Origin of the sequence: Pseudomonas sp. GD03875, from assembly GCF_029840585.1 — a bacterium.
GTDB lineage: Bacteria > Pseudomonadota > Gammaproteobacteria > Pseudomonadales > Pseudomonadaceae > Aquipseudomonas > Aquipseudomonas paralcaligenes.
Window position 1 is genome coordinate 76917 of sequence record NZ_JAOCCV010000007.1, and the last position, 24758, is coordinate 101674.

29 protein-coding genes are annotated in these 24758 nt (G+C 66.6%); 17 read left to right on the forward strand and 12 right to left on the reverse strand.

The window, feature by feature from the left end:
• Window positions 1–46 precede the first annotated feature (46 nt).
• The 4 genes from N5D30_RS08190 to N5D30_RS08205 all read left to right on the forward strand — a co-directional run bounded on the left by N5D30_RS08190 (window position 47) and on the right by N5D30_RS08205 (window position 3975).
• Window positions 47–1249 carry a tyrosine-type recombinase/integrase gene (locus tag N5D30_RS08190; protein WP_279908563.1) on the forward strand — a complete coding sequence of 401 codons (1203 nt, stop codon included), beginning with the start codon at window positions 47–49 and terminating at the stop codon, window positions 1247–1249.
• A 78-nt stretch (window positions 1250–1327) separates the two neighbouring features.
• Complete coding sequence (locus tag N5D30_RS08195) at window positions 1328–2815, forward strand: leucyl aminopeptidase (protein WP_279908565.1); 1488 nt, start codon at window positions 1328–1330, stop codon at window positions 2813–2815.
• 169 nt (window positions 2816–2984) lie between these two features.
• Window positions 2985–3404 (forward strand): DNA polymerase III subunit chi, encoded by a 420-nt coding sequence (locus N5D30_RS08200; RefSeq protein ID WP_279908567.1) that lies wholly within the window; start codon window positions 2985–2987, stop codon window positions 3402–3404.
• Between the two features lie 82 nt (window positions 3405–3486).
• Entirely contained in the window at window positions 3487–3975 is a 489-nt protein-coding gene (locus tag N5D30_RS08205; RefSeq protein ID WP_279908569.1) for a DNA polymerase III subunit chi, read from the forward strand.
• 70 nt (window positions 3976–4045) lie between these two features.
• On the opposite strand, the gene N5D30_RS08210 is transcribed toward N5D30_RS08205, so the two are convergent.
• Both N5D30_RS08210 and N5D30_RS08215 read right to left on the reverse strand, forming a co-directional pair.
• Window positions 4046–4855, reverse strand: coding sequence for an SDR family oxidoreductase (locus N5D30_RS08210; protein ID WP_279908570.1), 810 nt, complete (start codon window positions 4853–4855; stop codon window positions 4046–4048).
• Between the two features lie 100 nt (window positions 4856–4955).
• Window positions 4956–5324 carry a DUF2784 domain-containing protein gene (locus N5D30_RS08215; protein ID WP_279908571.1) on the reverse strand — a complete coding sequence of 123 codons (369 nt, stop codon included), beginning with the start codon at window positions 5322–5324 and terminating at the stop codon, window positions 4956–4958.
• 241 nt (window positions 5325–5565) lie between these two features.
• Here N5D30_RS08215 and bfr point away from each other — a divergent pair, with 241 nt between their 5' ends.
• The gene (gene bfr / locus N5D30_RS08220) at window positions 5566–6036 is read left to right on the forward strand and encodes a bacterioferritin (RefSeq protein WP_220811050.1); all 471 of its coding nucleotides are present in this window, start codon (window positions 5566–5568) and stop codon (window positions 6034–6036) included.
• Window positions 6037–6340: 304 nt separating this feature from the next.
• On the opposite strand, the gene N5D30_RS08225 is transcribed toward bfr, so the two are convergent.
• The 6 genes from N5D30_RS08225 to N5D30_RS08250 all read right to left on the reverse strand — a co-directional run bounded on the left by N5D30_RS08225 (window position 6341) and on the right by N5D30_RS08250 (window position 10443).
• Complete coding sequence (locus N5D30_RS08225; RefSeq protein ID WP_279908573.1) at window positions 6341–6871, reverse strand: alpha/beta fold hydrolase; 531 nt, start codon at window positions 6869–6871, stop codon at window positions 6341–6343.
• 65 nt (window positions 6872–6936) lie between these two features.
• Window positions 6937–7377, reverse strand: a complete 441-nt coding sequence (locus N5D30_RS08230) for a hypothetical protein (protein WP_279908574.1) — start codon at window positions 7375–7377, stop codon at window positions 6937–6939.
• On the reverse strand, window positions 7374–7649 hold the full coding sequence (locus tag N5D30_RS08235; RefSeq protein WP_220811053.1) for a hypothetical protein: 276 nt from the start codon (window positions 7647–7649) through the stop codon (window positions 7374–7376). Before N5D30_RS08235 ends, N5D30_RS08230 begins: the two co-directional genes overlap by 4 nt.
• A gap of 7 nt (window positions 7650–7656) precedes the next feature.
• Window positions 7657–8370 carry a DUF4349 domain-containing protein gene (locus N5D30_RS08240; RefSeq protein WP_279908575.1) on the reverse strand — a complete coding sequence of 238 codons (714 nt, stop codon included), beginning with the start codon at window positions 8368–8370 and terminating at the stop codon, window positions 7657–7659.
• A gap of 106 nt (window positions 8371–8476) precedes the next feature.
• On the reverse strand, window positions 8477–10135 hold the full coding sequence (locus N5D30_RS08245) for a cation acetate symporter (RefSeq protein WP_279903447.1): 1659 nt from the start codon (window positions 10133–10135) through the stop codon (window positions 8477–8479).
• The gene (locus N5D30_RS08250; protein WP_220811056.1) at window positions 10132–10443 is read right to left on the reverse strand and encodes a DUF485 domain-containing protein; all 312 of its coding nucleotides are present in this window, start codon (window positions 10441–10443) and stop codon (window positions 10132–10134) included. Before N5D30_RS08250 ends, N5D30_RS08245 begins: the two co-directional genes overlap by 4 nt.
• 260 nt (window positions 10444–10703) lie before the next feature.
• Here N5D30_RS08250 and N5D30_RS08255 point away from each other — a divergent pair, with 260 nt between their 5' ends.
• Window positions 10704–10928 (forward strand): DUF2061 domain-containing protein, encoded by a 225-nt coding sequence (locus tag N5D30_RS08255; protein WP_279903446.1) that lies wholly within the window; start codon window positions 10704–10706, stop codon window positions 10926–10928.
• Between the two features lie 112 nt (window positions 10929–11040).
• Window positions 11041–12594 (forward strand): beta (1-6) glucans synthase, encoded by a 1554-nt coding sequence (locus N5D30_RS08260; RefSeq protein WP_279908576.1) that lies wholly within the window; start codon window positions 11041–11043, stop codon window positions 12592–12594.
• Between the two features lie 6 nt (window positions 12595–12600).
• On the opposite strand, the gene N5D30_RS08265 is transcribed toward N5D30_RS08260, so the two are convergent.
• Window positions 12601–12969, reverse strand: coding sequence for a hypothetical protein (locus tag N5D30_RS08265; RefSeq protein ID WP_220811059.1), 369 nt, complete (start codon window positions 12967–12969; stop codon window positions 12601–12603).
• An 82-nt stretch (window positions 12970–13051) separates the two neighbouring features.
• Here N5D30_RS08265 and N5D30_RS08270 point away from each other — a divergent pair, with 82 nt between their 5' ends.
• The 3 genes from N5D30_RS08270 to N5D30_RS08280 all read left to right on the forward strand — a co-directional run bounded on the left by N5D30_RS08270 (window position 13052) and on the right by N5D30_RS08280 (window position 15790).
• Window positions 13052–13618 carry a hypothetical protein gene (locus N5D30_RS08270; RefSeq protein WP_279908579.1) on the forward strand — a complete coding sequence of 189 codons (567 nt, stop codon included), beginning with the start codon at window positions 13052–13054 and terminating at the stop codon, window positions 13616–13618.
• 110 nt (window positions 13619–13728) lie between these two features.
• A complete protein-coding gene (locus N5D30_RS08275) occupies window positions 13729–15027 on the forward strand; it encodes a serine/threonine protein kinase (protein WP_279908580.1) in 1299 nt (432 codons plus the stop codon).
• Between the two features lie 22 nt (window positions 15028–15049).
• Window positions 15050–15790: a VacJ family lipoprotein gene (locus tag N5D30_RS08280; RefSeq protein ID WP_279908693.1), complete on the forward strand. Its 741-nt coding sequence runs from the start codon at window positions 15050–15052 to the stop codon at window positions 15788–15790.
• Window positions 15791–15860: 70 nt separating this feature from the next.
• Here the strand turns inward: N5D30_RS08280 and N5D30_RS08285 are convergent, their stop codons facing one another.
• On the reverse strand, window positions 15861–17066 hold the full coding sequence (locus tag N5D30_RS08285) for a patatin-like phospholipase family protein (RefSeq protein WP_279908581.1): 1206 nt from the start codon (window positions 17064–17066) through the stop codon (window positions 15861–15863).
• Window positions 17067–17092: 26 nt separating this feature from the next.
• On the reverse strand, window positions 17093–18028 hold the full coding sequence (locus tag N5D30_RS08290) for a lipid A biosynthesis lauroyl acyltransferase (protein ID WP_279908582.1): 936 nt from the start codon (window positions 18026–18028) through the stop codon (window positions 17093–17095).
• A gap of 110 nt (window positions 18029–18138) precedes the next feature.
• Between N5D30_RS08290 and minC the strand changes: the two genes are divergently transcribed.
• The 6 genes from minC to N5D30_RS08320 all read left to right on the forward strand — a co-directional run bounded on the left by minC (window position 18139) and on the right by N5D30_RS08320 (window position 22642).
• Complete coding sequence (gene minC / locus N5D30_RS08295; RefSeq protein ID WP_279903438.1) at window positions 18139–18870, forward strand: septum site-determining protein MinC; 732 nt, start codon at window positions 18139–18141, stop codon at window positions 18868–18870.
• 99 nt (window positions 18871–18969) lie between these two features.
• Window positions 18970–19782, forward strand: a complete 813-nt coding sequence (gene minD, locus N5D30_RS08300; protein WP_279908583.1) for a septum site-determining protein MinD — start codon at window positions 18970–18972, stop codon at window positions 19780–19782.
• On the forward strand, window positions 19782–20036 hold the full coding sequence (gene minE / locus N5D30_RS08305) for a cell division topological specificity factor MinE (RefSeq protein ID WP_192322011.1): 255 nt from the start codon (window positions 19782–19784) through the stop codon (window positions 20034–20036). Before minD ends, minE begins: the two co-directional genes overlap by 1 nt.
• A 56-nt stretch (window positions 20037–20092) precedes the next feature.
• Entirely contained in the window at window positions 20093–20728 is a 636-nt protein-coding gene (locus tag N5D30_RS08310) for an RluA family pseudouridine synthase (RefSeq protein WP_279903437.1), read from the forward strand.
• A 2-nt stretch (window positions 20729–20730) separates the two neighbouring features.
• Entirely contained in the window at window positions 20731–21297 is a 567-nt protein-coding gene (locus N5D30_RS08315; protein WP_279908584.1) for a class I SAM-dependent methyltransferase, read from the forward strand.
• Between the two features lie 55 nt (window positions 21298–21352).
• On the forward strand, window positions 21353–22642 hold the full coding sequence (locus N5D30_RS08320) for a M18 family aminopeptidase (protein WP_279908585.1): 1290 nt from the start codon (window positions 21353–21355) through the stop codon (window positions 22640–22642).
• 37 nt (window positions 22643–22679) lie between these two features.
• Here the strand turns inward: N5D30_RS08320 and N5D30_RS08325 are convergent, their stop codons facing one another.
• Window positions 22680–23396: a UTRA domain-containing protein gene (locus N5D30_RS08325; protein ID WP_279908586.1), complete on the reverse strand. Its 717-nt coding sequence runs from the start codon at window positions 23394–23396 to the stop codon at window positions 22680–22682.
• A 243-nt stretch (window positions 23397–23639) separates the two neighbouring features.
• On the opposite strand from N5D30_RS08325, the gene N5D30_RS08330 reads away from it, so the two are divergent.
• On the forward strand, window positions 23640–24695 hold the full coding sequence (locus N5D30_RS08330; protein WP_279908587.1) for an extracellular solute-binding protein: 1056 nt from the start codon (window positions 23640–23642) through the stop codon (window positions 24693–24695).
• Window positions 24696–24758 lie beyond the last annotated feature (63 nt).

The window sequence follows — 24758 nt, forward strand, 5'->3', positions numbered from 1 at the left end:
ACAAGATCAACGGGGACGTGATTTACAGCGTAAAAAGGTACGAAGCATGGCTGGAAAGCACCTGGGACTGCCCCCCGGAGTTGAATTCGTTGGTGACTCGATACGCATCCGCTTCACCTGGCGCGGAGCAACCCCTCCCCGTCGATGCGAAACCCTCCCGTTCCCGCAAACGGCCAAGGGTGTCCAGGCCGCAGCCAGTCTACGTGCTCAAGTAACGCAGCTCATCAAGCACGGTGCCCTCGACGACACCAAGTATCTGGAGCTGTTCCCGAACACCAGCTATGCCCTGGATCGCGTCGAGCCGACCTTCGGTGAGTACGCCCAGGTCTGGCTGGACAGCCGCGACATTGTCGAGGGCACGCGCAAGAACTATCGCGCCACCCTGAACCGGCACTGGATGCCGTTTCTCGCCATCAAGCCCGTCTCTACGATCACCGCGTATCAGCTGCGCCGCATCGTCACGGACACGCCCTGGGTGTCGGCCACGGCGAAGCGCACCGCCCTGGTCCGGCTGCGCACCCTGCTCAACTCCGCGGTTAAGGACGGCTGGCTCGCGAAGAACCCGGCCGACGCCATTGATCTGCCGCCCAAGCACAAAAAGGAGATCGACCCCTACACCCGGGAGGAGGCGGATCGCATCATCGAGTATTTGTACGAGAAGTACGCCGGCAAACGCACTGAGATTTACGCCGCCGCGATTGAGTTCGCCTTCTACACCGGCATGCGGCCGGGCGAGCAGCGCGCGCTGATGATATCGGAGGTGGACGAACAGGCGAGGACCGCGTCAGTCCACCGGACCATGACCGACGACGAAGGCCTGGTGGAGCGCGTGAAGAATCGCAAGCCCCGCAAGGTACTGCTGAACGACCGGGCCATGCACGCCCTTGAGCGAGCCCGAGTCGTGCGAGGGCGGATCAGGCGCAAGACCGCGTTCGTCTTCCCGCCCGCCCAGGGCAACGACCTGATGCTGGACCCGCAAGGACCCACCGGCTACCTGTTCGAGGCGCTCGAGGCGCTGGGAATCCGCCGGCGGCGGCAGTACGATACCCGCCACACTTACGCGACCATGTGTCTTATGTCGGACATGAAGATTGCCTTCATCGCCAACCAGATGGGGCACACGGTCGAGGTTCTGCTCAACACCTACGCAAAGTGGATCAACTCGGCGGGGGACTGGTCAGAGCTGGCTAAGCTCCCGATGCCTGAAAATGGTACTAAATCGGTACAAACAGAATCAGAAAAGACATAAAGTCCTTATGATTCAAGCGGATACGAACTAACCTCTAAATTATCCGCCAAACCCGACTCTTTGTCTTGGGGACAGCACATGGAATTCCTCGTCAAAAGCACCCGTCCGGAAACCCTGAAGACCGCGACCCTGGTGGTCGCGCTCGGAGAAGGCCGCAAACTCGGCGCCGCGGCCAAGGCCGTGGACGACGCCAGCGGCGGTGCGATTTCCAGCCTGCTCAAGCGCGGCGACATCGCCGGCAAGCAGGGCCAGACCCTGCTGCTGCACAGCCTGCCGGGCCTCAAGGCCGAGCGCGTGCTGCTGGTGGGCAGCGGCAAGGGCGAACTATCCGACCGCCAGTTCCGCAAATTGGTTGCAGGCGCCCATGGCGTGCTGAAGAACCTCGGCGGCGGCGACGCCGTGCTGACCCTCGGCGAACTCGCGGTCAAGGGCCGCGATGCCTACGCCAAGGCCCGCCTGCTGGTGGAGACCCTGGCCGACGGCGGCTACGTGTTCGACCGCTTCAAGAGCAAGAAGGCCGAACCCAGGGCCCTGAAGAAGATCACCCTGATCGCCGACAAGGCCGAGCTGACCGAGGTCGAGCGCGGCAGCCTGCACGCCCGCGCCATCGCCACCGGCATGGCCTTCACCCGCGACCTCGGCAACCTGCCGCCGAACCTCTGCCACCCCAGCTTCCTGGCGGACGAGGCCAAGGCCCTGGCCAAAGCGCACAAGAACCTCAAGGTCGACATCCTCGACGAGAAGAAACTCAAGGAGCTGGGCGCCGGCGCCTTCCTCGCCGTGGCCCAGGGCAGCGAGCAGCCGCCGCGGATGATCGTGATGCAGTACAACGGCGGGCGGAAGGACGACAAGCCCTTCGCCCTGGTCGGCAAGGGCATCACCTTCGACACCGGCGGCATCAGCATCAAGCCGGCCGCCAACATGGACGAGATGAAGTACGACATGTGCGGCGCCGCCAGCGTGTTCGGCACCCTGCGCGCCGTGCTGGAATTGCAGCTGCCGATCAACCTGGTGTGCCTGCTGGCCTGCGCCGAGAACATGCCGAGCGGGCGCGCCACCCGCCCGGGCGACATCGTCACCACCATGAGCGGGCAGACCGTCGAAATCCTCAACACCGACGCCGAAGGTCGCCTGGTGCTGTGCGACACCCTCACCTACGCGGAACGCTTCAAGCCGCAGGCGGTGATCGACATCGCCACCCTCACCGGCGCCTGCATCGTCGCCCTGGGCAGCAACGTCTCGGGCCTGATGGGCAACGACGATACCCTGGTGAAGCAGATTCTCGCCGCCGGCGAGCACGCCGACGACCGCGCCTGGCAACTGCCGCTGTACGACGAGTACCAGGAGCAGCTGGACAGCCCCTTCGCCGACATCGCCAACATCGGCGGGCCGAAGGCCGGCACCATCACCGCCGGCTGCTTCCTCTCGCGCTTCGCCAAGAGCTACCACTGGGCGCACCTGGACATCGCCGGCACCGCCTGGATCAGCGGCGGCAAGGACAAGGGCGCCACCGGCCGGCCGGTACCGCTGCTCACCCAGTACCTGCTGGACCGCGCCAAGGCCTGACGCCAGCCCCGTAGCCCGGATGCAATCCGGGGGCGCTGCTGCCCCGGATTGCACCCGGGCTACGACTGATTTCCTGTAGGAGCGAACTCTGCTCGCGAACACAGGCAACCCGAAAGCTTCGCGAGCAGCTCGCTCCTACAATGACCATTCCTCCAGCGCCGACAGCCCCATGATCCGCATCGAGTTCTACGTGCTCTCCTCCGCCACCCCGGAAGGCCGCCTGCGCGCGGCCTGCCAGCTGGCGGCCAAGGCCTGGAAGGCCGGCCTGCCGGTGTTCCTGCGCGGCAGCGACGAGGCGCAGTGCGAGGAGCTGGACCGGCTGCTGTGGAGCTTCCGTCAGGAAGCCTTCGTGCCGCACGACCTCCACCAGGCTGATCCGCAGACACCAGTGGTGATCGGCCTCGACCAGGAGCCGGCGCTGGCCGGCGGCGTGCTGCTCAACCTGCACCCGCAGTTGTCGCCCCATCTCCCCCGCTTCAGCCGGGTGATCGAGATCGTCAACCAGGAGCCGGCGCTGCTGGCCCAGTGCCGCGAGAACTTCCGCCAGTACCGCAAGCTCGGCCACGACCCGCAGCGCGTGGAACTCTGAAGGAAAGCAAGGTCGAAATAGGCCTGTACTGCGCGTAGAATCCCACGCCTCGTCCCCACTCCACCGCCGCAACGCCACGCCCATGGACAGCTCCAAACCACCGAAGCGCGATCTCCTGCTGGATGATCTGGAAGCCATCCGCCAGCTGCTGGAGAAGGACCAGCTGGAACCGCCGCTGCTGACCGAAAGCCTGGATGACGATCTGCAGATTCCCCTGCTCTCGGACATCATCCAGCCGGGGCCTGGCAGTTCGCCGACCACCACCATCCCGGCCAGCCCGCCGGTGACGAGCATGCCGCTGTCCTATCCGGCGCAGCCCGCCGTGGCGCCACCCGCTGCCGGCACCGCACCCGCCAAACCAGCCGCAGCCGCATCCGCCGCCGCCCCGTCTATCGGCGCCGCCGTGCAGCAGAGCCTGCTGACCTCAGGCAAGCTGGACGCCGAGCTGCGCGCCGCCGCCCAGCTGATCCTGCAGGACGTAATCGACGACTTCGTGCCGCAGATCGAGGCCGAGCTCAAGCGCCGCCTCGACGCCCGCCTGGACCGCCTGCTCAAGTCGCCACGCGGCTGATCGCGCAAATGAAAACGCCGCTTCCCCTCGGCGGGGAAACGGCGTTCTTCCATCCGCGAACCGCGAACGATCAGGCAGCGCCCATCTTGGCGCGCATCTTCTCGCACATCTTGGTCATCTCGTCGTAGATCAGCTGCGGGTTCTGCCGCTTGATCGCCCAGGCCATGCGGCCTTGCTCGTGGGGCAGGATCATGAACTCGCCCTTGGCCACTTCCTGATACACGTAGTCGGCGATGTCGGCCGCGCTGATCGGGCTGCCCTCGAGCAGCTTGCCGACCTGCTGCTTCATCTCCGGGGTCGGGCCGCGGAAGGAATCCAGCAGGTTGGTCTGGAAGAACGACGGGCAGACCACGTGGACGCCCACGCCAACCGGCTTGAGCTCGATCAGCAGGCTTTCCGACAGCGCCACCACGCCGGCCTTGGCCACGTTGTAGTTGCTCATGGCCGGGCCCTGCATCAGGGCCGCCATGGAAGCGATGTTGATGATCCGCCCGCCGCTGGCTTCCAGCATCGGCAGGAAGGCCTTGCAGCCCTTGATCACGCCCATCAGGTTGATCGACAGCTGCCAGTCCCAGTCTTCCAGGCTGAGGTCGGCGAACATGCCGCCGGCCGCCACGCCGGCGTTGTTGACCAGCACGTCCAGGCCGCCGAAGCGTTCCTCACAGGCCTGGGCCACGGCGGTGAGCTGGCTGTAGTCGCGCACGTCGCAGCGCAGGGTGAAGCCGTCGCCCCCCGCCTCGCGCACCAGCTTCAGGGTTTCCGCCAGGCCCTGCTCGTTCACGTCGCACAGCGCCAGGCGCCAGCCCTCGCGGGCCCAGCGCAGGGCGATCTCGCGTCCCAGGCCCGAGCCGGCGCCGGTAATCATCATGCGTTTTTGCATACTGCTGCCTTTGTTCTGTGGTGAGGTTGGGGCGAGTGTAGCCAAGGCGCCCCGCGCCGCGACGCAGCATCAGGCGGCTGAATGACCGCTCACAAGCGCATCAGCGGCCGGCGCGCAGGCGCCACAGCAGCCAGAGGTAGACGGGCAGGTTGATCGCCAGCACCACGGCGCCCAGCCAGAGCTGGATCTGCGGCGTCAGCCCGGCCGGGTAGATCAGCGGGATCAGGTAGTGCTCGACGAACCCGCCGTCGTAGCCAGCCTCCCCCGCCGCCAGGCGCAACCGGTTCTCCAGCGGCGTGAGCGGGCACTGCAGGTGCAGCCACTCCACGGTCACGCCCCAGATCGCCGCCGGCAGGTGCAGCAGGGCCAGGCGCGGCCAGCGCAGCAAAGCGAGTGCGCCGCAGACCACGAACAGGATGAACGAAAAGTGCAGCAGCACGACCGCGTCGGCCGCCAATCGAAGAATCATTTTCATTCACTCCGCAGTTCATCGCAAATATATCTATCGGCGCTGTTTACCGGAAATGCCGACATCAATCCGCCGCCCCGACAATTACTTCAATATATCAATTACTTAGCGCCAAACGCAGAAGCTAAACATTCTTATTTATATTAATTTTTATATATAATTCAATAACTTATATTTGACCAACTGCAACTTGGAGCGCAAACTTCGCCATAATCACTCACAACTCCGGGCGGACTCCCTCATGAAAGGCGACAAGAAGGTCATTCAGCATCTCAACAAGATCCTTGGAAACGAGCTGGTAGCGATCAACCAGTACTTCCTGCATGCCCGCATGTATGAAGACTGGGGCCTGAACCGGCTCGGCGAGCACGAGTACAAGGAATCCATCGACGAGATGAAGCACGCCGACAAACTGGTCAAGCGCATCCTGTTCCTCGAAGGCATTCCCAACCTGCAGGATCTCGGCAAGCTTATGATCGGCGAGAACACCAAGGAAATGCTGGCCAGCGACCTGCGCCTGGAAATGCAGGCCGTGCCGGACCTGAAGGACGCTATCGCCTACTGCGAGGCCGTCGGCGACTACGGCAGCCGCGAACTGCTGGAAGACATCCTCGAATCCGAGGAAGAGCACATCGACTGGCTGGAGACCCAGCTGGGCCTGATCGACAAGGTTGGCCTGGAGAACTACCTGCAGTCGCAGATGGACGAATAAGGCCGCGAACCTCCGCCCTCGCGCCAGACGAAACGCCGCGATCCCCACCCCGGGGTCGCGGCGTTTTTCATGGCTATGTCCCGTTAGATGTTGTCGTGCCCTGAGTCTTTCTGGATCCCCGCCTGCGCGGGGATGACGAGGTAGGGGTGGAATTTCTTCCGAAACCATCATTCCCGCGAAGGCGGGACAGCAGCTGTATCGCTGAACAGCGCTTGCGCTGGCCCGAAGGGGAATAATCCAGGGGCAGGCAGCTGTAGCGCCTGCAACACGTAACGGGGGCATAGCCTTTTCACAGCGTGCCCCTTCAATCCAGCAGGGATTGCAGCAGCGCCCGCCCCTCGGGCCAGTCGCCCAGGCCGCTGTCGCTGTTGATGTGCCCGCGGGCGCCGATGTTGTGCCAGCGGCTGCTCCAGCGCGTGGCGGCGCCATGGGCGTGCTCCAGGCTGCCGTAGGGATCATCGCTGCTCGCCACTACCAGGCTGGGGAAGGCCAGCGGCAGATCGGGCACGGGCACGAAGCCCTGGATGTTCAGCTCGGCCGCCGGGCCTTCCGGGTCGGGCGGCGCCACCAGCATCGCGGCGCGGATGCGCTGGCGGGTCTGCGCGGCCCAGTGGGCGACCAGCCCGCAGCCAAGGCTATGCGCCACCAGCACGGTGCGTGGCCCGCTGGCGGCCACCGCCTGCTCCAGGGTCGCCACCCACTCCTCGCACACCGGATTCCACCAGTCGCGCTGCTCGACCCGGCGGAAACGCGGGTCCTGGCGCTGCCACAGGCTCTGCCAGTGGTCAGGACCGGAGTCGCCATAGCCGGGGATGATCAGGAAGGTGCAGTCCATGGTGCGTTCGCTCGTGCGGGAAGCCGATGCTCAACCATGCCCGAGGACGGCGGGCGCCTCAAGCCTCAGCCCGCCGTGGACTGGAAGTAATGGACACGCCAGCGCCCTGCCCCGTCGCGACGCAGTTCGATGCTGATCAGGCAGGCGCCCTCGAAGCGGGCGACGAGGCTGGGCATGTCCAGCTCGCGGTCATGCAGCCAGCGGCGCAGGCGGTTGCCGTTGGACTGCGGCGGGTGCAGCCAGACCCGCGCCAACGGCTCGCGCGAGCACAGCTGGCGCCCGACCAGATCGCCGAAGTCGCTCAGGTTGCGGCCCGTCAAACCGTCCTCCTTCAGGGTCAGGTCGTAGGCCTGTTCCATCCGGTCGTCGCGCAGCAGTTGCAGGAATTCCTCCGCCACCGCCCAGGCCGCCGCGTTGTCGTACGGCGCCTTGAGCCAGGCGTAGGTGGCCGCACCGCCCGCCAGCAGCACGCAGAGCCCGAGGGCCGCGAGCGTGCCCCGCCTCACAGGTCCACTCCGTCGACATCACGGAACAGCCGGCCGAACTGGCGCAGCAGCCAGAGCACGGCATTCACCGGCAGCTCGACCAGCAGTTCCAGCACGTCGAGCCAGGGGCTCTGCACGTCCCGTCCGCGGGGCCACAGCCAGTACGCCAGCAGGAAGCACAGCGCCATGCCGACCAGCCACGGCAGCAACGAATCGCCGGTCAGGCCGTATACCAGGCAGGCGATGCCGGCCGTGAAGGCCAGCGACGACGACAGCATGCGAAGCAGTTCCATGCTCAGTTCACTCGCGGATCACGAACAGCTTCACCACCACCCACTCCACACCCTTGTACAGGTAGCCCAGCGGGCCGTAGATGGTCGGTGGCTGTGGTGGCGTCTGCTGGAGCAGCGTCAGGCGGATGACGGACATGTGGATCTGGTCGTTGAGGATGCGCATGCGGGCTTCCATCGCGTCGATTTCCGTCTGGACGCGGTTCAGCTCCGTTTCGATCTGCAGGATGTCCTTGACGTCCCTGGCCTTGCCCAGCAGGTCGCGGAAGCGGTCGCGCAGGGCCAGGTTGGTCTTGAGCCGGGTATCCAGATCGACATACTGCTCGGTGACGTCCTTGCCCTTGACGCTGCGCGACAGCACCTTGCCGCTCTGTTCTATCTCGCTCACGGTGCTGTTGAAGAGCTTGTCGGGCACGCGGTAGACGAGATTGTAATTCATCCCCTGATAGTCGCTCTTCTCCTCGACGTATCCGCCAAGAGCGACGATGCGGGCGTTGAGTTCCGCGACCGTCTTGTCGACATCGACCACTTCCACGGAGAGATCGGCGCTCCATGCCAGCAGGCGTCCCTCGGGCCGACCAACGGACGACACCTGCTCTGCGGGAATGGATGCAGGCTCGGCGGCCGCCCTCGGCGATTCGAAGCCCTTGTTGGAGCAGCCGCCCAGCAGGGTCAGGCACAGCGCCAGGGCAACGGCGCCCCAGCGGGTAACGGGGGTATTCATCCTTGAGAGTTCCTCGGTTCGTCCATGCGTATGGCCCGCGATCATACCGCCGCCCACAAAAAAGGGCAGCCCGAAGGCTGCCCCAGTCACGCATGGGAAACCGCTGTCAGTGAGCCGAAGCGCCGCTGGCGCCGAGGCCGGTCTGCGAACGGACGAACTGCGGGTAGAAGCGCGCGCGCTCCTCGTCGGCGGCGCTGGACTTGTCGGTGATCGAGAAGAACCAGATACCGATAAAGGCCACCGCGATGGAGAACAGCGCCGGGTACTCGTAGGGGTAGACCGGAGTGGCGTTGCCGAGGATCTGCACCCAGATGGTCGGGCCGAGCACCATCAGCACCACCGCCGTGATCAGGCCCAGCCAGCCGCCGATCATGGCGCCGCGGGTGGTCAGCTTCTTCCAGTACATGGAGAGGATCAGCACCGGGAAGTTGCAGCTGGCGGCGATGGAGAAGGCCAGGCCGACCATGAAGGCGATGTTCTGCTTCTCGAACAGGATGCCCAGGCCGATGGCCAGCACGCCGAGGATCACGGTGGTGATCTTCGATACGCGCAGCTCGTCCTTCTCGTTGGCCTTGCCCTTCTTGATCACGCTGGCGTACAGGTCGTGGGACACCGCCGAGGCACCGGACAGGGTCAGGCCGGCGACCACCGCCAGGATGGTGGCGAAGGCCACGGCCGAGATGAAGCCGAGGAACAGGCTGCCGCCCACGGCATCGGCCAGGTGCACCGCCGCCATATTGTTGCCGCCGATCAGGGCGCCGGCAGCGTCCTTGAAGTCCGGGTTGGTGCCGACCAGCAGGATCGCGCCGAAGCCGATGATGAAGGTCAGGATGTAGAAGTAGCCGATGAAGCCGGTGGCGTAGAACACCGATTTGCGGGCTTCCTTGGCGTCGGAGACGGTGAAGAAGCGCATCAGGATGTGCGGCAGGCCGGCGGTGCCGAACATCAGTGCCAGGCCCAGGGAGATGGCCGAGATCGGGTCCTTCACCAGGCCGCCGGGGCTCATGATGGCCTCGCCTTTCGGGTGCGCCTTGACCGCTTCGCTGAACAGGGTGCCGAAGTCGAAGCCGACATGCTTCATCACCATCAGCGCCATGAAGGAGGCACCGGACAGCAGCAGCACGGCCTTGATGATCTGCACCCAGGTGGTGGCCAGCATGCCGCCGAACAGCACGTAGCAGACCATCAGGATGCCGACCAGCACCACCGCGACGTGGTAATCCAGGCCAAACAGCAGCTCGATCAGCTTGCCGGCGCCGACCATCTGCGCGATCAGGTAGAAGGCCACCACCACCAGCGAGCCGCAGGCGGACAGGGTGCGGATTTCCTTCTGCTTGAGGCGGAACGAGGCCACGTCGGCGAAGGTGTACTTGCCAAGGTTGCGCAGGCGTTCGGCGATCAGGAACAGGATCACCGGCCAGCCGACCAGGAAGCCGATCGAGTAGATCAGGCCGTCGTAGCCGGAGGCGAATACCAGGGCGGAAATGCCCAGGAAGGAAGCCGCCGACATGTAGTCGCCGGCGATCGCCAGGCCGTTCTGGAAGCCGGTGATACCGCCGCCGGCGGTGTAGAAGTCGGCAGCCGACTTGCTGCGCTTGGAAGCCCAGTAGGTGATGTAGAGGGTGAAGCCGACGAAGGCGACGAACATGACGATGGCCGCCATGTTCAGCGGCTGACGCTGCACGTCGCCTTCGAGAGCACCGGCAGCCCAGAGTGCCGGGGCAGCGACCATCAGGCCGATGGCAGTGAGCAGACGCGCGATCATTTCTGCACCTCGTCCAGGACTTCCTGGGTCATGCGGTCGAATTCGCCGTTGGCGCGCTTGACGTAGATGCCGGTCAGCACGAAGGCCGAGAGGATCAGGCCGACGCCCAGCGGAATGCCCAGGGTCATCGGCGAGTCGTCGCTGATGCGGGTGCCGAGCAGTTGCGGGTCGAAGGCGATCAGCAGGATGAAGGCCACGTAGAGGCCGAGCATGATGGCAGATAGGGTCCAGGCGAAGCGGTCGCGCTTGGCGACCAGTTCCTGGAAGCGCGGATTCTGCTCAATCCGCTTGTAGACGCTGTCGTTCATTGTTGTTGTCCTCCACAGCACGAGTTACGGTGAGGTCACTCTGCGAGCGGCGGACGTGGCGAGACAGACGACCTTAGTCGTAACACCCCGCCTCTCTCGACCAAAGTCTTAGCGGGTCGCTCGACGCCACAAAGAAAATCGATTCCTGGAAATCAATAAAGCGAATCTATCGAAACCATCGGCAAGGGCGATTTCACGCCTGCCCGGCCGACGCCTTAAGGTGCACCCAAGAGAACAATTCTCATTAACCGAGGTGTGCCATGCTCAAGACCGTAACCTTCACCCTCATGCACTTCTGCATCGCCTTCGGCGTCGCCTACGCCCTGACCGGCAGCATCGCGGTGGGCGGCCTGGTGGCGGCGGTCGAGCCGCTGTGCAACTCGGTGGGCTTCTACTTCCACGAGAAACTCTGGAAGCGCTTCGAGAAACCGGGTAAGGCCAGCAGCGAGATTCCCCGCCACGCCTGGCTGCACCACCACGCCTGAGCACCCCTGGAACGGGGCGCCGAGGGTTTTCCCCGGCCACCAGAAAAGCTCAACGGCCGCATTGCGCTTCCGCTAAGATGCGGGGCTTTGCCACCTCGCACTCGCAGCCGACATGACCTCCAGCCCGCGCGCCCTGCTCCTGCCGTACCTGTTCGCCCTCACCCTCGCCCTCTCGGCGCTCGCCGCCATCTGGTACGGCATCGGTCGCCCGGTGGTCCTCGACGACGTGGCCACGCCCACCCACAAGCTGCAGTGCGCCTCCTATACCCCGTTCGGCAAGGACCAGTCGCCCTTCGACAAGCCTCTGCAGATCCGCCCCGAGCAGGTGGACATCGACTTCGCCCAGCTGGCCAAGCGCTTCGAGTGCGTGCGTACCTACTCCCAGACCAGCCTAGAGGCGCTGCCCGAGCTGGCCCGCAAGCACGGCCTGAGGCTGCTGGCCGGCGCCTGGGTGAGCAGCAACCCGCTGGACACCCAGCTGGAGATCGACGCGCTGATCGCCAATGCCAAGGCCAACCCGGACGTGATCGAAGCGGTGATCGTCGGCAACGAGGCCCTGCTGCGCAAGGAAGTCACCGCCGCCCGCCTGGTCGAGCTGATCGGGCAGGTCAAGGCGCAGGTCGAGCAGCCGGTGACCTACGCGGACGTCTGGGAATTCTGGCTGCAGTACCCGGAAGTGGCGCCGGCCGTGGACTTCCTCACCATCCACCTGCTGCCCTACTGGGAAGACGACCCGACCGGCATCGACGCCGCGCTGAACCAGGTCGCCAACGTGCGCCGCACCTTCGGTACCGCCTACGCGCCCAAGGACATCCTGATCGGCGAGACCGGCTGGCCCAGCGAGGGCCGCCAGCGCGAGACGGCCGTGCCGAGCCGGGTCAACGAGGCGCTGTTCATCCGCGGCTTCGTCAAGATGGCCGAGGAGAACGGCTGGCGCTACAACCTGATCGAGGCCTTCGACCAGCCCTGGAAGCGCGAGAGTGAAGGCGCTGTGGGCGGCTACTGGGGGTTGTTCGACGCCGACCGCCAGGACAAGGGCATCCTCGCCGGCCCAGTCTCCAACCTGCCGCACTGGCCGCTGTGGCTGGGCGCGAGCGGCCTGCTGCTGCTCGCCACCCTGCTCCTCGCCGGCCGCCCGGCCTCGACCCGCGCCGCCCTGCTGCTGCCGCCGACCGCCGCGCTCGGCGCCGCCTGCGCCCTGGGCTGGAGCGAACTGGCCCTGATCGGCAGCCGCTTCTGGGGCGAATGGCTGTGGGCCGCCGCCCTGCTCGGCCTGAATCTGCTGGTGCTGGCGCACGCCGTGCTGGCCCTGTCGACACGCGGTGGCTGGCGCGAACGCGCCTTCGCCTGGCTGGAGGCCCGTGGTGGCTGGTGGCTGGCGGCGGCCGGCTTCGCCGGCGCGGTGGTGATGCTCGGCCTGGTGTTCGACTCGCGCTACCGCAGCTTCCCCAGCGTGGCCCTGCTGCTGCCGGCGCTGGTCTACCTGTGCCGCCCGGTGCGCGGGCCGCGCCGGGAACTGGCGCTGCTGACCGTCATCACCGGCGCGGGCATCGCCCCGCAGCTGTACCAGGAAGGCCTCTACAACCTGCAGGCCATCGGCTGGGCGCTGACCAGCACGCTGCTGGTCGCGGCCCTGTGGCGCAGCCTTCGCGCCTCGCGGGGCTGAGGCGGATCAGGCCGGGCGCGGCGCGCGCACCAGCCTGAGGCCGGCCAGCACCAGGGCGAACACGGCCATGCTGGCGCTGTACAGCACCAGGGCGGGAATGCCGAAGAACAGCGCCAGCCCGCCGAGGGCCTTGCCCGCCCGGCCCGGCACGACGAAGGCCACGATGGCCAGCACCAGCGCGATCCAGGCGATCACCCGGAAATGGATCAGGTAGCCCAGCCCGGCGCGGACCTGGCACTCCCAGCGCGCGGCCTGCTCCACGCAGGCGCCCACCCACTGGCCATCCTCCATCAGGGCGAAGCGCACGCCGTAGCTGGCCGCCAGCCACAGCGGCACTACCAGCAACAGCAGCAGAACAGGAAAATGGCGGGACATCTTGGCGCTCCGGCGGTCCGAAAAGGCGCCCAGCTTAATCCGCCCATCCCCGAGCGCAATACCGGACACTAGAATTCACGCCATGAACGCCCGCCGCCTGTTACTCGCCCTGGTCCTGCTGACGCTGATCGCGCTCGGCTGGCAGTGGCTGCGCCCGCAGACGCCGATGCCCCAGGTGACCACCACGGGCGGTGTCATCCGTCTCGACGGCCACACCATCACGCCGATGCAGCCGTTCCAGCTGGAGGCCCTGGTGCTGGGCCGCGAGGACTACCGCTTCGACCGCGGCGCCAAGGTCTCGCCCACGGACCTGGCGCTGGGCTGGGGACCGATGGCCGACCCGCAGGTGCTGGCGCGCATCGACATCCGCCAGGGCAACCGCTGGTACTACTGGCGCACGGCCGACTTTCCCATCCCCCGTCGCGACATCGAGACCCACAGTGCCAACATGCACCTGATCCCGGCCAACCAGGCCGTGGCCCACACCCTCAAGCGCATCAGGCCCGGCCAGCGCATCGCCCTGTCCGGGCAACTGGTGCGGGTGGACGGCGACGACGGCTTCCACTGGCAAAGCTCCCTGACCCGCGACGACGTGGGCGAAGGCGCCTGCGAGCTGATCTGGCTGGAGAGCCTGAGTGCGCTGGACTAGCCGCGTCGGGGTCCGTATATAGGCTTGCAAAGCCAAACGGCACTCGCAACGCTTGCACTTGTCATAAGCCCGGTATTCACTTCAGCAGTCCTTCGCCAAGGAATCTGGCCATGTCCCGTCTCCCACTCCTCGCTGCCCTGCTCGGCGGCCTGCTCTCCGGTGCGCCGGCGCTGGCCGCCGACATCGATGCCGCGGCCTACGGCTACCCGCTGGCCAACCCCTTCGAGGCCACCATCGCCACCACGCCGCCGGAGCTGCGCTCGCAGCTGCCCACCGACGACGACATCGACCAGGCCGACTACGAGCTGAAGCTGCGCCCCGAGCGCGAATTCGAGCTGCCCGACAACTTCTGGCCGGTGAAGAAGCTGCGCTACCGCCTGGCCCGCCAGGACGGCAACGCGCCGCTGATCTTCATCATCTCCGGCACCGGCGCCAGCTACGCCAGCGGCAAGACGGAAGACCTCAAGCGCCTGTTCTACGGTGCCGGCTACCACGTCGTGCAGCTGTCCTCGCCGACCAGCTACGACTTCATGAGTGCCGCCTCGCGCACCGCCACCCCGGGCCTGTCCAAGCAGGACGCCGAGGACCTGTACCGGGTGATGATGGCCGTGCGCGCGCAGCACCCGGACCTGGAAATCAGCGAGTACCACCTCACCGGCTACAGCCTGGGCGCGCTCAACGCCGCCTTCGTCAGCGAACTGGACGAGCGCCTGCGCAGCTTCAATTTCAAGCGCGTGCTGCTGCTCAACCCGCCGGTCAACCTGTACACCTCGGTAACCAACCTGGACCGCCTGGTGCAGACCCGGGTCGCCGGCGTCGACAACGGCACCACCTACTTCGAGCTGATCCTGACCAAGCTCACCCGCTACTTCGAGGAACAGGGCCACATCGACCTCAACGACGCCCTGCTCTACGACTTCCAGCAGTCCGGGCAGAAGCTCAGCGACGAGCAGCTCGCCATGCTGATCGGCAGCTCGTTCCGCTTCTCGGTGTCGGACATGGCCTTCACCGCCGACCTGATCAACCGCCGCGGCCTGATCACCCCGCCGCGCTACCCGATCAGCGAGGGCACCAGCCTGACACCGTTCTTCAAGCGTGCGCTGCAATGCGACTTCGACTGCTACATCGTCGAGCAGCTGATGCCCTACTGGCGCGAGAAATTCGACGGCGGCAGCCTGCCGCAACTGGTCGACGAGGTCAGCCTGTACGCCCTCGAGGACTACCTGAAGAAGAGTCCCAAAGTGGCGGTGATGCACAACGCCGACGACCTGATCCTCGGCCCCGGCGACCTCGGCTTCCTGCGCCGCACCTTCGGCGAGCGCCTGACCCTCTACCCGCGCGGCGGGCACTGCGGCAATCTCAACTACCGCGTCAACGGCGACGCCATGCTGGAGTTCTTCCGTGGCTAGAAAATGGACCTTCACGCTCGCCCTGCTGCTCGCCACCGGCCTGGCCCGGGCCGAACCCGTCGTGGACGAGGACGGCTTCACCAATCCGCTGGACCAGCTGGAATTCAACCCCTACCTGGACCAGCGCGAATTCGAGCGCTCCACCATGGGCGCGCTGGCCGTCTACGACCCGTGGGAGTCCTGGAACCGCCGGGTCTACCACTTCAACTACCGCTTCGACGAGTGGGTGTTCCTGCCGGTGGTGCGCGGCTACCGCTACGTCACCCCGAGCTTCGTGCGCACCGGGGTGAGCAACTTCTTCGGCAACCTGGGCGACGTGCCCAACCTGCTCAACAGCCTGCTGCAGTTCAAGGGCAAACGCTCGATGCAGACCACCGGGCGCCTGCTGGTCAACACCACCATCGGCATCGCCGGCCTGTGGGATCCGGCCACGCGCATGGGCCTGCCCCGGCAAAGCGAGGACTTCGGCCAGACCCTGGGCTTCTACGGCGTGCCGGACGGTCCCTACGTCATGCTGCCGCTGCTGGGTCCCTCCAACCTGCGCGACACGGGTGGGCGGGTGTTCGACTTCGTTGCCGAGAACCAGATCAACTACCTCAACGTCGCCGAAGTCAGCAGCGATCACCCGGAGATCACCCTGCTGCGGGTGGTGGACACGCGCTACAGCACCAACTTCCGCTACGGCCAGCTGAACAGCCCGTTCGAGTACGAGAAGGTGCGCTACGTCTACCGCGAGGCGCGCAAGCTGCAGGTCGCCGAGTGACGCCCCTCTCCCTCGGGAGAGAGGGCGGGAGTGAGGTTCTTGCAGGCACCTCAAACCCTATTGAGTCGCACTAGCGCGACGACAGCACCGGCGCCTCGTCGATCGCCACCTCGGTATGGCCGAGGAAACGGCACAGGGCGCCCTTCTGTGTCATCGCATCCTGATAGCCGAGCTCGATCAGCTCCCGGCAGTAACCGGGTTCGAACAGCAGGTAGCTGAGCACGCCGGCGCCGCTGGCGCGGGTCGCGCCGGGGCCGCGCAGGAAGAAGCGCATGGAGCGCGGCAGTTCGTGGCGGTGGCGCGCGGCAATCTGGTCCAGCGGCTGGCTGGGCGAGATCACCAGCACCTCCACCGGTTTCAGTCCCAGGCCGCGCGGGCGCAGGCCGGAAGGCACCAGGCGGCTCATGTGGTTGAGCCGTTCCAGGGTCTCGATGTCGCCTTCCAGGCTGTCGATGAAGGTGCTGTTGAGCATGTGCCCGCCGATCTGCGCCAGGGTCGGCGGCAGGCCGCTGCGCGGGCGCACCACCTGCTGGTTGACGTCCTTGCCGACCGGGTTGCCACTCACCCCCACCACCAGCACGCGGTTGGCGCCCAGATGCAGGGCGGGGCTGATCGGCGCCGACTGGCGCACCGCGCCGTCGCCGAAGTATTCGCGGTGGACCTTCACCGGCGGGAAGATCAGTGGGATCGCCGCGCTGGCCAGCAGGTGCTCCAGCTTCAGGCGGGTCGGCACGCCCACGCGGCGATGGCGGAACCAGGGGTCGATGGTGGCGCGGCCCTGGTAGAAGGTCACCGCCTGGCCGCTCTCATAGCCGAAGGCGGTCACCGCCACCGCGCGCAGCTGGCGCATGCGCACCGCCGCGGCGATGCCGGAAAAATCCAGCTCGCGGGCCAGCAGGCCGCCCAGCGGCGAGCTGTCGAGCAGCGCCACCGGCAGGTCCTTGCCCAGCCCCAGGAGGCTATGGCCGAGGAAGCGGCTGGCCTGGCGCAGCACGCCCGGCCAGTCGCTGCGGTACACGTCGGCACAGTGGAAGGCCTGCCAGACCTCGTTCAGCCGGCGCACCGCGCTGGCGAAGTGCAACGCTCCGCAGGCCAGCCCCACGGCGTTGATGGCGCCGGCCGAGGTACCGACGATGACCGGAAAGGGATTGCGGCACGACTCGCCGAGCAGATCGGCGATCGCCCCCAGCACGCCCACCTGATAGGCCGCCCGCGCCCCGCCCCCGGAAAGGATCAGACCGGTGACGGGCCTGGCGACATCCACTGCTTCGGTCATGGGCGCTTCCACTGTTTCCTGAGAGTCTAGGAGGTGCGCTTGCGGTACAGGCGCGGCTCGCCCACCGGCCGGGTCTTGAAGCGGCGGTGCGCCCAGAGATACTGAGCGGGGCACTGGCTGACCGCCTGTTCGATCCAGCGATTGATGCGCAGGCAGTCGGCCTCCTCGCTGTCGCCGGGGAAGTCCGCCAGCGGCGGATGGATCACCAGCCGGTAGCCGGAACCGTCGGCCAGGCGCTCCTGGGTGAAGGGCACCACCCGCGCCTTGCCCAGGCGGGCGAACTTGGTGGTGGCGGTGACCGTGGCCGCCGGAATGCCGAACAGCGGCACGAAGATGCTCTGCTTGCGGCCGTAGTCCTGATCCGGCGCGTACCAGATGGCACGGCCGGCGCGCAGCACCTTGAGCATGGCGCGGATGTCCTCGCGCTCGATGGCGGTGGCGTCGCGGTTGTGCCGCTCGCGGCCGCGGCGCTGGATATAGTCGAACAGCGGGTTCTTGTGCTCGCGGTACATGCCGTCAATGGTGTGCACCTGGCCGAGCAGCGCCGCGCCGATCTCCAGGGTGGTGAAGTGCAGCGCCATCAGGATCACGCCCTGCCCCTCCTGCTGGGCCTGCCGCAGGTGTTCCAGCCCCTCGATGTGGGCCAGCCGGGCCAGGCGCTTCTGCGGCCACCACCAGCTCATGGCCATCTCGAAGAAGGCGATGCCGGTGGACGCGAAGTTCTCCTTCAGCAGCCGAGCACGCTCAGCCTCGCTCCTGTCGGGAAAGCACAACTCCAGGTTGCGCGCCGCGATGGCCGGACGAGAGCCTGCGGTGTGGTACATCAGCGCGCCGAGCCAGCGGCCGAACACCAGCAGCACCCGGTACGGCAACTGCACCAGCAACCACAGCAGCCCCAGGCCCAGCCACAGCAGCCAGAAACGCGGGTGAAGGAAGTAGGCGCGAAATTGCGGGCGGTCCATTGTGATTCCGGGCAGGCGACAAATCCCGCCATTCTACAGCAGCGCTCGCGGCTTGCGGCGCTGCGGCCTTCTCGTTATAAGTCGTGCCCATTCAATGCAGTGGGCAGACCATGAGCCAAGCCGACCTCCTCGACCAAGACCCCGTGTTCCAGCTCAAGGGCAGCATGCTCGCCATCACCATCCTGGAACTGGCGCACAACGACCCGGAGCGCCTGGACCGGCAGCTGGCCGAAAAGGTGGCCCAGGCCCCCAATTTCTTCCAGAACACGCCGCTGGTGCTGGCCCTGGACAAGCTGCCGGAAGGTGAAGGCGACCTCGATCTGGGCAAACTGATGGAGGTCTGCCGGCAGCACGGCCTGCGCACCCTGGCCATCCGCGCCAGCCGCGAGACCGACATCGCCGCCGCCGAAACCCTGGACATTCCGGTCCTGCCGCCTTCCGGCGCCCGGGAGAAGCTGATCGAGCCAGTGGAGGCGCGCAAGAAGGAAGCGAAACCGGCCGAACCGCAGTACAAACCGACCCGGATCATCACCACACCGGTGCGCGGCGGCCAGCAGATCTACGCCCAGGGCGGCGACCTGGTGGTGATGGCGCCGGTCAGTGCCGGCGCGGAACTTCTCGCCGATGGCAATATCCATGTGTACGGTCCGTTGCGCGGACGTGCCCTGGCCGGCGTGAAGGGCGATGCCAGGGCGCGGATCTTCTGCCAGCAGATGGGCGCCGAGATGCTCTCCGTGGCCGGTCAGTACAAGACCGCCGAGGACCTGCGCCGCGACCCTCTGTGGGGCCAATCGGTACAGGTCAGCCTGTCGGGAGACGTGTTGAACATCACCCGCCTTTAACGGATACTGCGGCCAATTTTCAAGGACCAAAAAAGCCTTCGGAAGCCCGTATTTCGGCTCAGAAAAGCTTTTATTTTCAAATATTTGGGGTAAATCACCTTGGCCAAGATCCTCGTAGTCACTTCCGGCAAGGGCGGCGTGGGCAAAACCACCACCAGCGCCGCCATCGGTACCGGCCTCGCCCTGCGTGGCCACAAGACCGTCATCGTCGACTTCGACGTGGGCCTGCGTAACCTGGACCTGATCATGGGTTGCGAGCGCCGCGTGGTGTACGACTTCGTCAACGTGATCAACGGCGAGGCGACCCTGACCCAGGCCCTGATCAAGGACAAGCGCCTCGAGAACCTCTACGTGCTGGCCGCCAGCCAGACCCGCGACAAGGACGCCCTGACCAAGGACGGCGTCGGCCGCGTGATCGACGAACTGGCGCAGAACTTCGAATACGTCATCTGCGACTCCCCGGCCGGCATCGAGACCGGTGCCCACCTGGCCATGTACTACGCCGACGAAGCCATCGTCGTGACCAACCCGGAAGTTTCCTCGGTCCGCGACTCCGACCGCATGCTGGGCCTGCTGGCCAGCAAGTCGCGCCGTGCCGAGCAGGGCCAGGAGCCGATCAAGGAACGCCTGCTGCTGACCCGCTACAACCCGGAGCGCGTGACCAAGGGCGAGATGCTCGGCGTGGAAGACGTCGAGGAAATCCTCGCCATCAACCTGCTGGGCGTGATCCCGGAATCCCAGGCCGTGCTGAAGGCGTCCAACCAGGGCGTGCCGGTCATCCTCGACGAGCAAAGCGACGCCGGCCAGGCCTACGGCGACGCCGTCGACCGCCTGTTGGGCAAGGACGTGCCCCACCGCTTCCTCGATGTCCAGAAGAAAGGGCTCATGCAACGCCTGTTTGGAGCGCGCTAATGAACATTTTCGACTTCTTTCGTGAACGCAAGAAGGAAACCCCTGCGTCGATCGCGAAAGAGCGTCTGTCGATCATCGTCGCCCACGAGCGCGGCCAGCGCAGCCAGCCGGACTACCTGCCGGCCCTGCAGAAGGAACTGGTCGAGGTGATCCGCAAATACGTCAAGATCGAGCAGGATCAGGTGCAGGTGGCGCTGGAGAACCAGGGCAGCTGCTCCATCCTCGAACTCAACATCACCCTGCCTGATCGCTGATCGGGTTGCGGTGAGCGACGGCGGCCACGGCCGCCGTTGTCATTTGTGGAAAAGCCATGCCGCTGTCGAACATCCACATCATCCACCAGGACGACGCCCTGCTGGTGATCAACAAGCCCACCCTGCTGCTCTCGGTGCCCGGCCGCGCCGAGGACAACCGCGACTGCCTGATCACCCGCCTGCAGGAGAACGGCTACCCCGAGGCGCGGATCGTCCACCGCCTGGACTGGGAGACCTCCGGCCTCATCGTCCTGGCCCGCGACCCGGACAGCCACCGCGAGCTGTCGCGCCAGTTCCATGACCGCGAGACCGAGAAGGCCTACACCGCCCTGTGCTGGGGCCAGCCGGAACTCGACAGCGGCAGCGTCGACCTGCCCCTGCGCTACGACCCGCCGACCAAGCCACGCCACGTGGTGGACCATGAGCAGGGCAAGCACGCCCTGACCTTCTGGCGCGTGGTCGAGCGCTGCGGCCACTACTGCCGGGTGGAACTGACGCCCATCACCGGCCGCTCGCACCAGTTGCGCGTGCACATGCTCTCCATCGGCCACCCGCTGCTCGGCGACCGCCTCTACGCCCACGACGAAGCCCTGGCCGCCCACGAGCGCCTGTGCCTGCACGCCAGTATGCTCGCCCTGACCCACCCGCAGAGTGGCCAGCGCCTGCGCTTCGACTGCCCGGCGCCGTTCTGAGCGTGGCCGACTTCGACGTCGCCACTCGCGGCGCGCCCGCCCATCCCACGCTGCTGGAAGCCCTGCGCCACTGGAACGGCGCGCCGGGCCTGGCCCTGGACCTGGGCTGCGGCATGGGCCGCGACAGCCTCGAACTGCTCCGCCAGGGCTGGCGGGTGCAGGCCATCGACAACCGCCAGGCCGCCCTCGACGGGCTGGGCGAGCAGGCGGGTGCATGGGCCGAACGGCTCGAACTGCGCTGCGGCGCCTTCCAGGCGCTGGAACTGCCCGAGGCCGAACTGATCAATGCCAGCTTCGCCCTGCCCTTCTGCCCGCCGGCGGACTTTCCCGGGCTGTGGCGCAGCATCGGGCAGGCGCTGGTGCCGGGAGGCCTGTTCACCGGCCACTTCTTCGGCGAGCGTGACCAGTGGCAGGCACGCGACCTGACCCTGCACACCCGCGCTGAACTCGCACGGCTGCTCGACGACTGGGAGCCACTGCAGTTCGAGGAGCACGAGTGGGACGGCAAGACCGCCACCGGCCACGCCAAGCACTGGCACCTGTTCGCCGTGGTCGCCCGCAGGCGCTGAGCCCTTTCACGACGACAGTGCGATAAACTCGGGCCATCGCCGTCCGGAGTCCGTCATGCGAGCAGAACTGAACCAGGGCCTGATCGATTTTCTCAAGGCCTCGCCCACGCCCTTCCACGCCACCCGCAGCCTGGCGCAGCGCCTGCACAGCGCCGGCTTCCGCCCGCTGGACGAGCGCGAGCCCTGGCACACCGAGCCCGGCGGCCGCTACTACGTGACCCGCAACGACTCCTCGATCATCGCCTTCCGCCTCGGCAACCGCCCGCCGCTGGAAGGCGGCCTGCGCCTGGTCGGCGCCCACACCGACAGCCCCTGCCTGCGGGTCAAGCCGCAGCCGGAGCTGCAGCGTCAGGGCTTCTTCCAGCTGGGCGTGGAGGTCTACGGCGGCGCCCTGCTGGCGCCCTGGTTCGACCGCGACCTGTCCCTGGCCGGGCGGGTGACCTTCCGCGAGAGCGGCCGGGTCAAGAGCCAGTTGATCGACTTCGAGCAACCCATCGCCGTCATCCCCAACCTGGCCATCCACCTCAACCGCGAGGCCAACCAGGGCTGGCCGATCAACGCCCAGACCGAACTGCCACCGATCCTCGCCCAGATCAGCGGCGACGAGCGTGCCGACTTCCGCGCCCTGCTCGCCGACCGCCTGGCCAGCGAGCACGGCATCGCCGCCGACGCGGTGCTGGATTACGAGCTGAGCTTCTACGACACCCAGGGCGCCGCCGTCATCGGCCTCAACCAGGACTTCATCGCCGGCGCCCGCCTGGACAACCTGCTGTCCTGCTACGCCGGCCTGCAGGCGCTGCTCACGGCCGGGGGCGACGAGAGCTGCGTGCTGGTATGCACCGACCACGAGGAAATCGGCTCCTGCTCGGCCTGCGGTGCCGACGGCCCGTTCCTCGAACAGGTGCTGCGCCGCGTGCTGCCGGAGGGCGACGCCTTCGTCCGGGTCATCCAGAAGTCGCTGCTGGTGTCGGCCGACAACGCCCACGGCGTGCATCCCAACTACGCCGACAAGCACGACGCCAACCACGGCCCGAAGCTCAACGCCGGCCCGGTGATCAAGGTCAACAGTAACCAGCGCTACGCCACCAACAGCGAGACCGCCGGCTTCTTCCGCCACCTGTGCCTGGCCGAAGAGGTGCCGGTGCAGAGCTTCGTGGTGCGCAGCGACATGGGCTGCGGCTCGACCATCGGCCCGATCACCGCCAGCCAGCTGGGCGTGAACACCGTGGACATCGGCCTGCCGACCTTCGCCATGCACTCCATCCGCGAACTGGCCGGCAGCCATGACCTGGCCCACCTGGTAAGGGTGCTGACTGCGTTCTACGCCAGCGCCGAACTGGCCTGAGCCCCTCTCCCAAGAGAAGCTGGGAAAGAACCGCCCTTCAGTCCGGCACTTCGACGCTGACCCGCACGGCGTCGTGGCGCCAGAACTCCAGGTCGCAATCGATGATCCGCCCGTGCTGGTCGCGGTTGACCCGGGTGATACGCAGGCCCGGGCTGCCCGGCGCGGCCTTGAGGTTGAGCGCCGCCTCGGCCGGCAGCACGGTGGGCAGGATGTCGAAGGCCACCCGGCCATAGCGGATGTCGTAGCGGCTGGCATACAGCTCGGTCAGCGAGGCCGTCAGGTCGTGGTCGAGGATGCCGGGGAAATAAGCCGGGTTCAGGTAGTGCTCGACGTAGAGCACCAGCCGCCCGTCAATGCGCCGCACCCGTCGGATCTGCAGCACCGCCGACAGCGCCGGCAGCTCCAGGCGCGCGCAGATATCAACCGGCGCCGGCATCGAGCGCGCACTCAGCAGCTCGGTCGCGGGCTGCCGCCCCTGTTCGCGCGCCATCGCGTGAAAATGGCTGCGCCCCAGCGGGTTGTAGGCCAGGCGCCGGGGCGAGACGAACCAGCCGCGGCGCTCCTCGCGATAGATGCGGCCCTCGGCCTCCAGCTGGCCCAGCGCCTCGCGCAGGGTGATGCGGGTGGTCTCGAACAGCTCGCTGAGGCGGCGCTCGGCCGGCAGCTTGCCGCCCTCCGGCAGCAGGCCGTACTCGATCTGTTCGAGCAGCGCGCGGCCGATGGCGGTGACGGTACGGGGCGCTTCTTCGCGCATCAGGCTTCTCCCATCTGGACTAGACCAGCACCGGAACCCTGCCCGGATGTGGCCATGTTAGGCAGCCTAGATGACTGCCGGATGACAGCCGCAGCCTTCGTGCGGCCTGCCGAAGGTAGTGGGCCAGTCGAGCAGCGCCTGAGCGTCCGTACGCCTGTCTCGCCGCCATGAAAACGTCACACAAGGCTTCTAGATTGAGCCGCAGCCGCACTGATCTAGACCAACCCGACTAAGGAGCTCCACATGAAACGCCTGCTGCTGGCTTCACTGCTGGGATCGGCCATCGTTCTGGGCAACCAGGCCATGGCCAGCGAAGACCTGAAGGCGCTGGAACAGGCCGCCCGCGCCGAGGGCGAAGTCAACAGCGTCGGCATGCCCGACAGCTGGGCCAACTGGAAGGACACCTGGGCCGACCTGAACAGGCTGTATGGCCTCAAGCACATGGACACCGACATGAGCTCAGCCCAGGAAATCGCCAAGTTCGAGGCCGAGAAGGACAACGCCAGCGCCGACATCGGCGACGTCGGCGCCGCCTTCGGCCCCATCGCCGTGCAGAAGGGCGTGACCCAGCCCTACAAGCCGAGCACCTGGGAGCAGATCCCGTCCTGGGCCAAGGACCAGGACGGCCACTGGATGCTGGCCTATACTGGCTCCATCGCCTTCATCGTCAACAAGCGGCTGGTCAAGGAGGCCCCCAGGTCCTGGGCCGACCTCAAGCAGGGCAGCTACCGGGTCGCCATCGGCGACGTCAGCGCCGCCGCCCAGGCCGTCAACGGCGTACTGGCCGCGGCCATCGCCAACGGCGGCGACGAGAAGAACATCCAGCCGGGCCTGGACTTCTTCTCCGAGATCGCCAAGCAGGGCCGCCTGTCGCTGTCCAACCCGAACATCCAGACCCTGGAGAAGGGAGAGGTGGAAGTCGGCGTGGTGTGGGACTTCAACGGCCTGTCCTATCGCGCCCAGATCGACCCGAACCGCTTCGAGGTGCTGATCCCGTCCGACGGCTCGGTGATCTCCGGCTACACCACCGTCATCAACAAGTACGCCCGGCATCCGAACGCCGCCAAGCTGGCGCGCGAGTACATCCTCAGCGACGCCGGCCAGATCAACCTGGCCAAGGGCAACGCCCGGCCGATCCGTGCCGAGCACCTGGTCCTGCCGGCAGAGGTTCAGGCCCGGCTGCTGCCCAACGAGCAGTACGCCAAGGTCCAGCCGATCAGGGACGCCGCCGCCTGGGAAGCGACCTCCAAGGCCCTGCCGCAGCTGTGGCAGGAACACGTGATCATCGAAATGCAGTGAACGCGACGCGGAGCCCGCACGGGCTCCGCTTTCATTGCGGTCATGCGCTGACGCACACTGGCC

Excerpts from the sequence above, each read along its gene's own strand:
- N5D30_RS08235 (WP_220811053.1), bottom strand. The coding sequence starts at position 7,649 with ATGGAACTGCTTCGCATGCTGTCGTCGTCGCTGGCCTTCACGGCCGGC.
- N5D30_RS08285 (WP_279908581.1), bottom strand. The coding sequence starts at position 17,066 with ATGACCGAAGCAGTGGATGTCGCCAGGCCCGTCACCGGTCTGATCCTT.
- N5D30_RS08190 (WP_279908563.1), top strand. The coding sequence starts at position 47 with ATGGCTGGAAAGCACCTGGGACTGCCCCCCGGAGTTGAATTCGTTGGT.
- bfr (WP_220811050.1), top strand. The coding sequence starts at position 5,566 with ATGAAAGGCGACAAGAAGGTCATTCAGCATCTCAACAAGATCCTTGGA.
- N5D30_RS08195 (WP_279908565.1), top strand. The coding sequence starts at position 1,328 with ATGGAATTCCTCGTCAAAAGCACCCGTCCGGAAACCCTGAAGACCGCG.
- N5D30_RS08320 (WP_279908585.1), top strand. The coding sequence starts at position 21,353 with ATGCGAGCAGAACTGAACCAGGGCCTGATCGATTTTCTCAAGGCCTCG.
- N5D30_RS08225 (WP_279908573.1), bottom strand. The coding sequence starts at position 6,871 with ATGGACTGCACCTTCCTGATCATCCCCGGCTATGGCGACTCCGGTCCT.
- minE (WP_192322011.1), top strand. The coding sequence starts at position 19,782 with ATGAACATTTTCGACTTCTTTCGTGAACGCAAGAAGGAAACCCCTGCG.
- N5D30_RS08200 (WP_279908567.1), top strand. The coding sequence starts at position 2,985 with ATGATCCGCATCGAGTTCTACGTGCTCTCCTCCGCCACCCCGGAAGGC.
- N5D30_RS08205 (WP_279908569.1), top strand. The coding sequence starts at position 3,487 with ATGGACAGCTCCAAACCACCGAAGCGCGATCTCCTGCTGGATGATCTG.
- N5D30_RS08260 (WP_279908576.1), top strand. The coding sequence starts at position 11,041 with ATGACCTCCAGCCCGCGCGCCCTGCTCCTGCCGTACCTGTTCGCCCTC.
- N5D30_RS08250 (WP_220811056.1), bottom strand. The coding sequence starts at position 10,443 with ATGAACGACAGCGTCTACAAGCGGATTGAGCAGAATCCGCGCTTCCAG.
- N5D30_RS08270 (WP_279908579.1), top strand. The coding sequence starts at position 13,052 with ATGAACGCCCGCCGCCTGTTACTCGCCCTGGTCCTGCTGACGCTGATC.
- N5D30_RS08240 (WP_279908575.1), bottom strand. The coding sequence starts at position 8,370 with ATGAATACCCCCGTTACCCGCTGGGGCGCCGTTGCCCTGGCGCTGTGC.
- N5D30_RS08325 (WP_279908586.1), bottom strand. The coding sequence starts at position 23,396 with ATGCGCGAAGAAGCGCCCCGTACCGTCACCGCCATCGGCCGCGCGCTG.
- N5D30_RS08215 (WP_279908571.1), bottom strand. The coding sequence starts at position 5,324 with ATGATTCTTCGATTGGCGGCCGACGCGGTCGTGCTGCTGCACTTTTCG.
- N5D30_RS08210 (WP_279908570.1), bottom strand. The coding sequence starts at position 4,855 with ATGCAAAAACGCATGATGATTACCGGCGCCGGCTCGGGCCTGGGACGC.
- N5D30_RS08290 (WP_279908582.1), bottom strand. The coding sequence starts at position 18,028 with ATGGACCGCCCGCAATTTCGCGCCTACTTCCTTCACCCGCGTTTCTGG.
- N5D30_RS08275 (WP_279908580.1), top strand. The coding sequence starts at position 13,729 with ATGTCCCGTCTCCCACTCCTCGCTGCCCTGCTCGGCGGCCTGCTCTCC.
- N5D30_RS08310 (WP_279903437.1), top strand. The coding sequence starts at position 20,093 with ATGCCGCTGTCGAACATCCACATCATCCACCAGGACGACGCCCTGCTG.
- N5D30_RS08265 (WP_220811059.1), bottom strand. The coding sequence starts at position 12,969 with ATGTCCCGCCATTTTCCTGTTCTGCTGCTGTTGCTGGTAGTGCCGCTG.
- N5D30_RS08245 (WP_279903447.1), bottom strand. The coding sequence starts at position 10,135 with ATGATCGCGCGTCTGCTCACTGCCATCGGCCTGATGGTCGCTGCCCCG.
- N5D30_RS08330 (WP_279908587.1), top strand. The coding sequence starts at position 23,640 with ATGAAACGCCTGCTGCTGGCTTCACTGCTGGGATCGGCCATCGTTCTG.
- minC (WP_279903438.1), top strand. The coding sequence starts at position 18,139 with ATGAGCCAAGCCGACCTCCTCGACCAAGACCCCGTGTTCCAGCTCAAG.
- N5D30_RS08255 (WP_279903446.1), top strand. The coding sequence starts at position 10,704 with ATGCTCAAGACCGTAACCTTCACCCTCATGCACTTCTGCATCGCCTTC.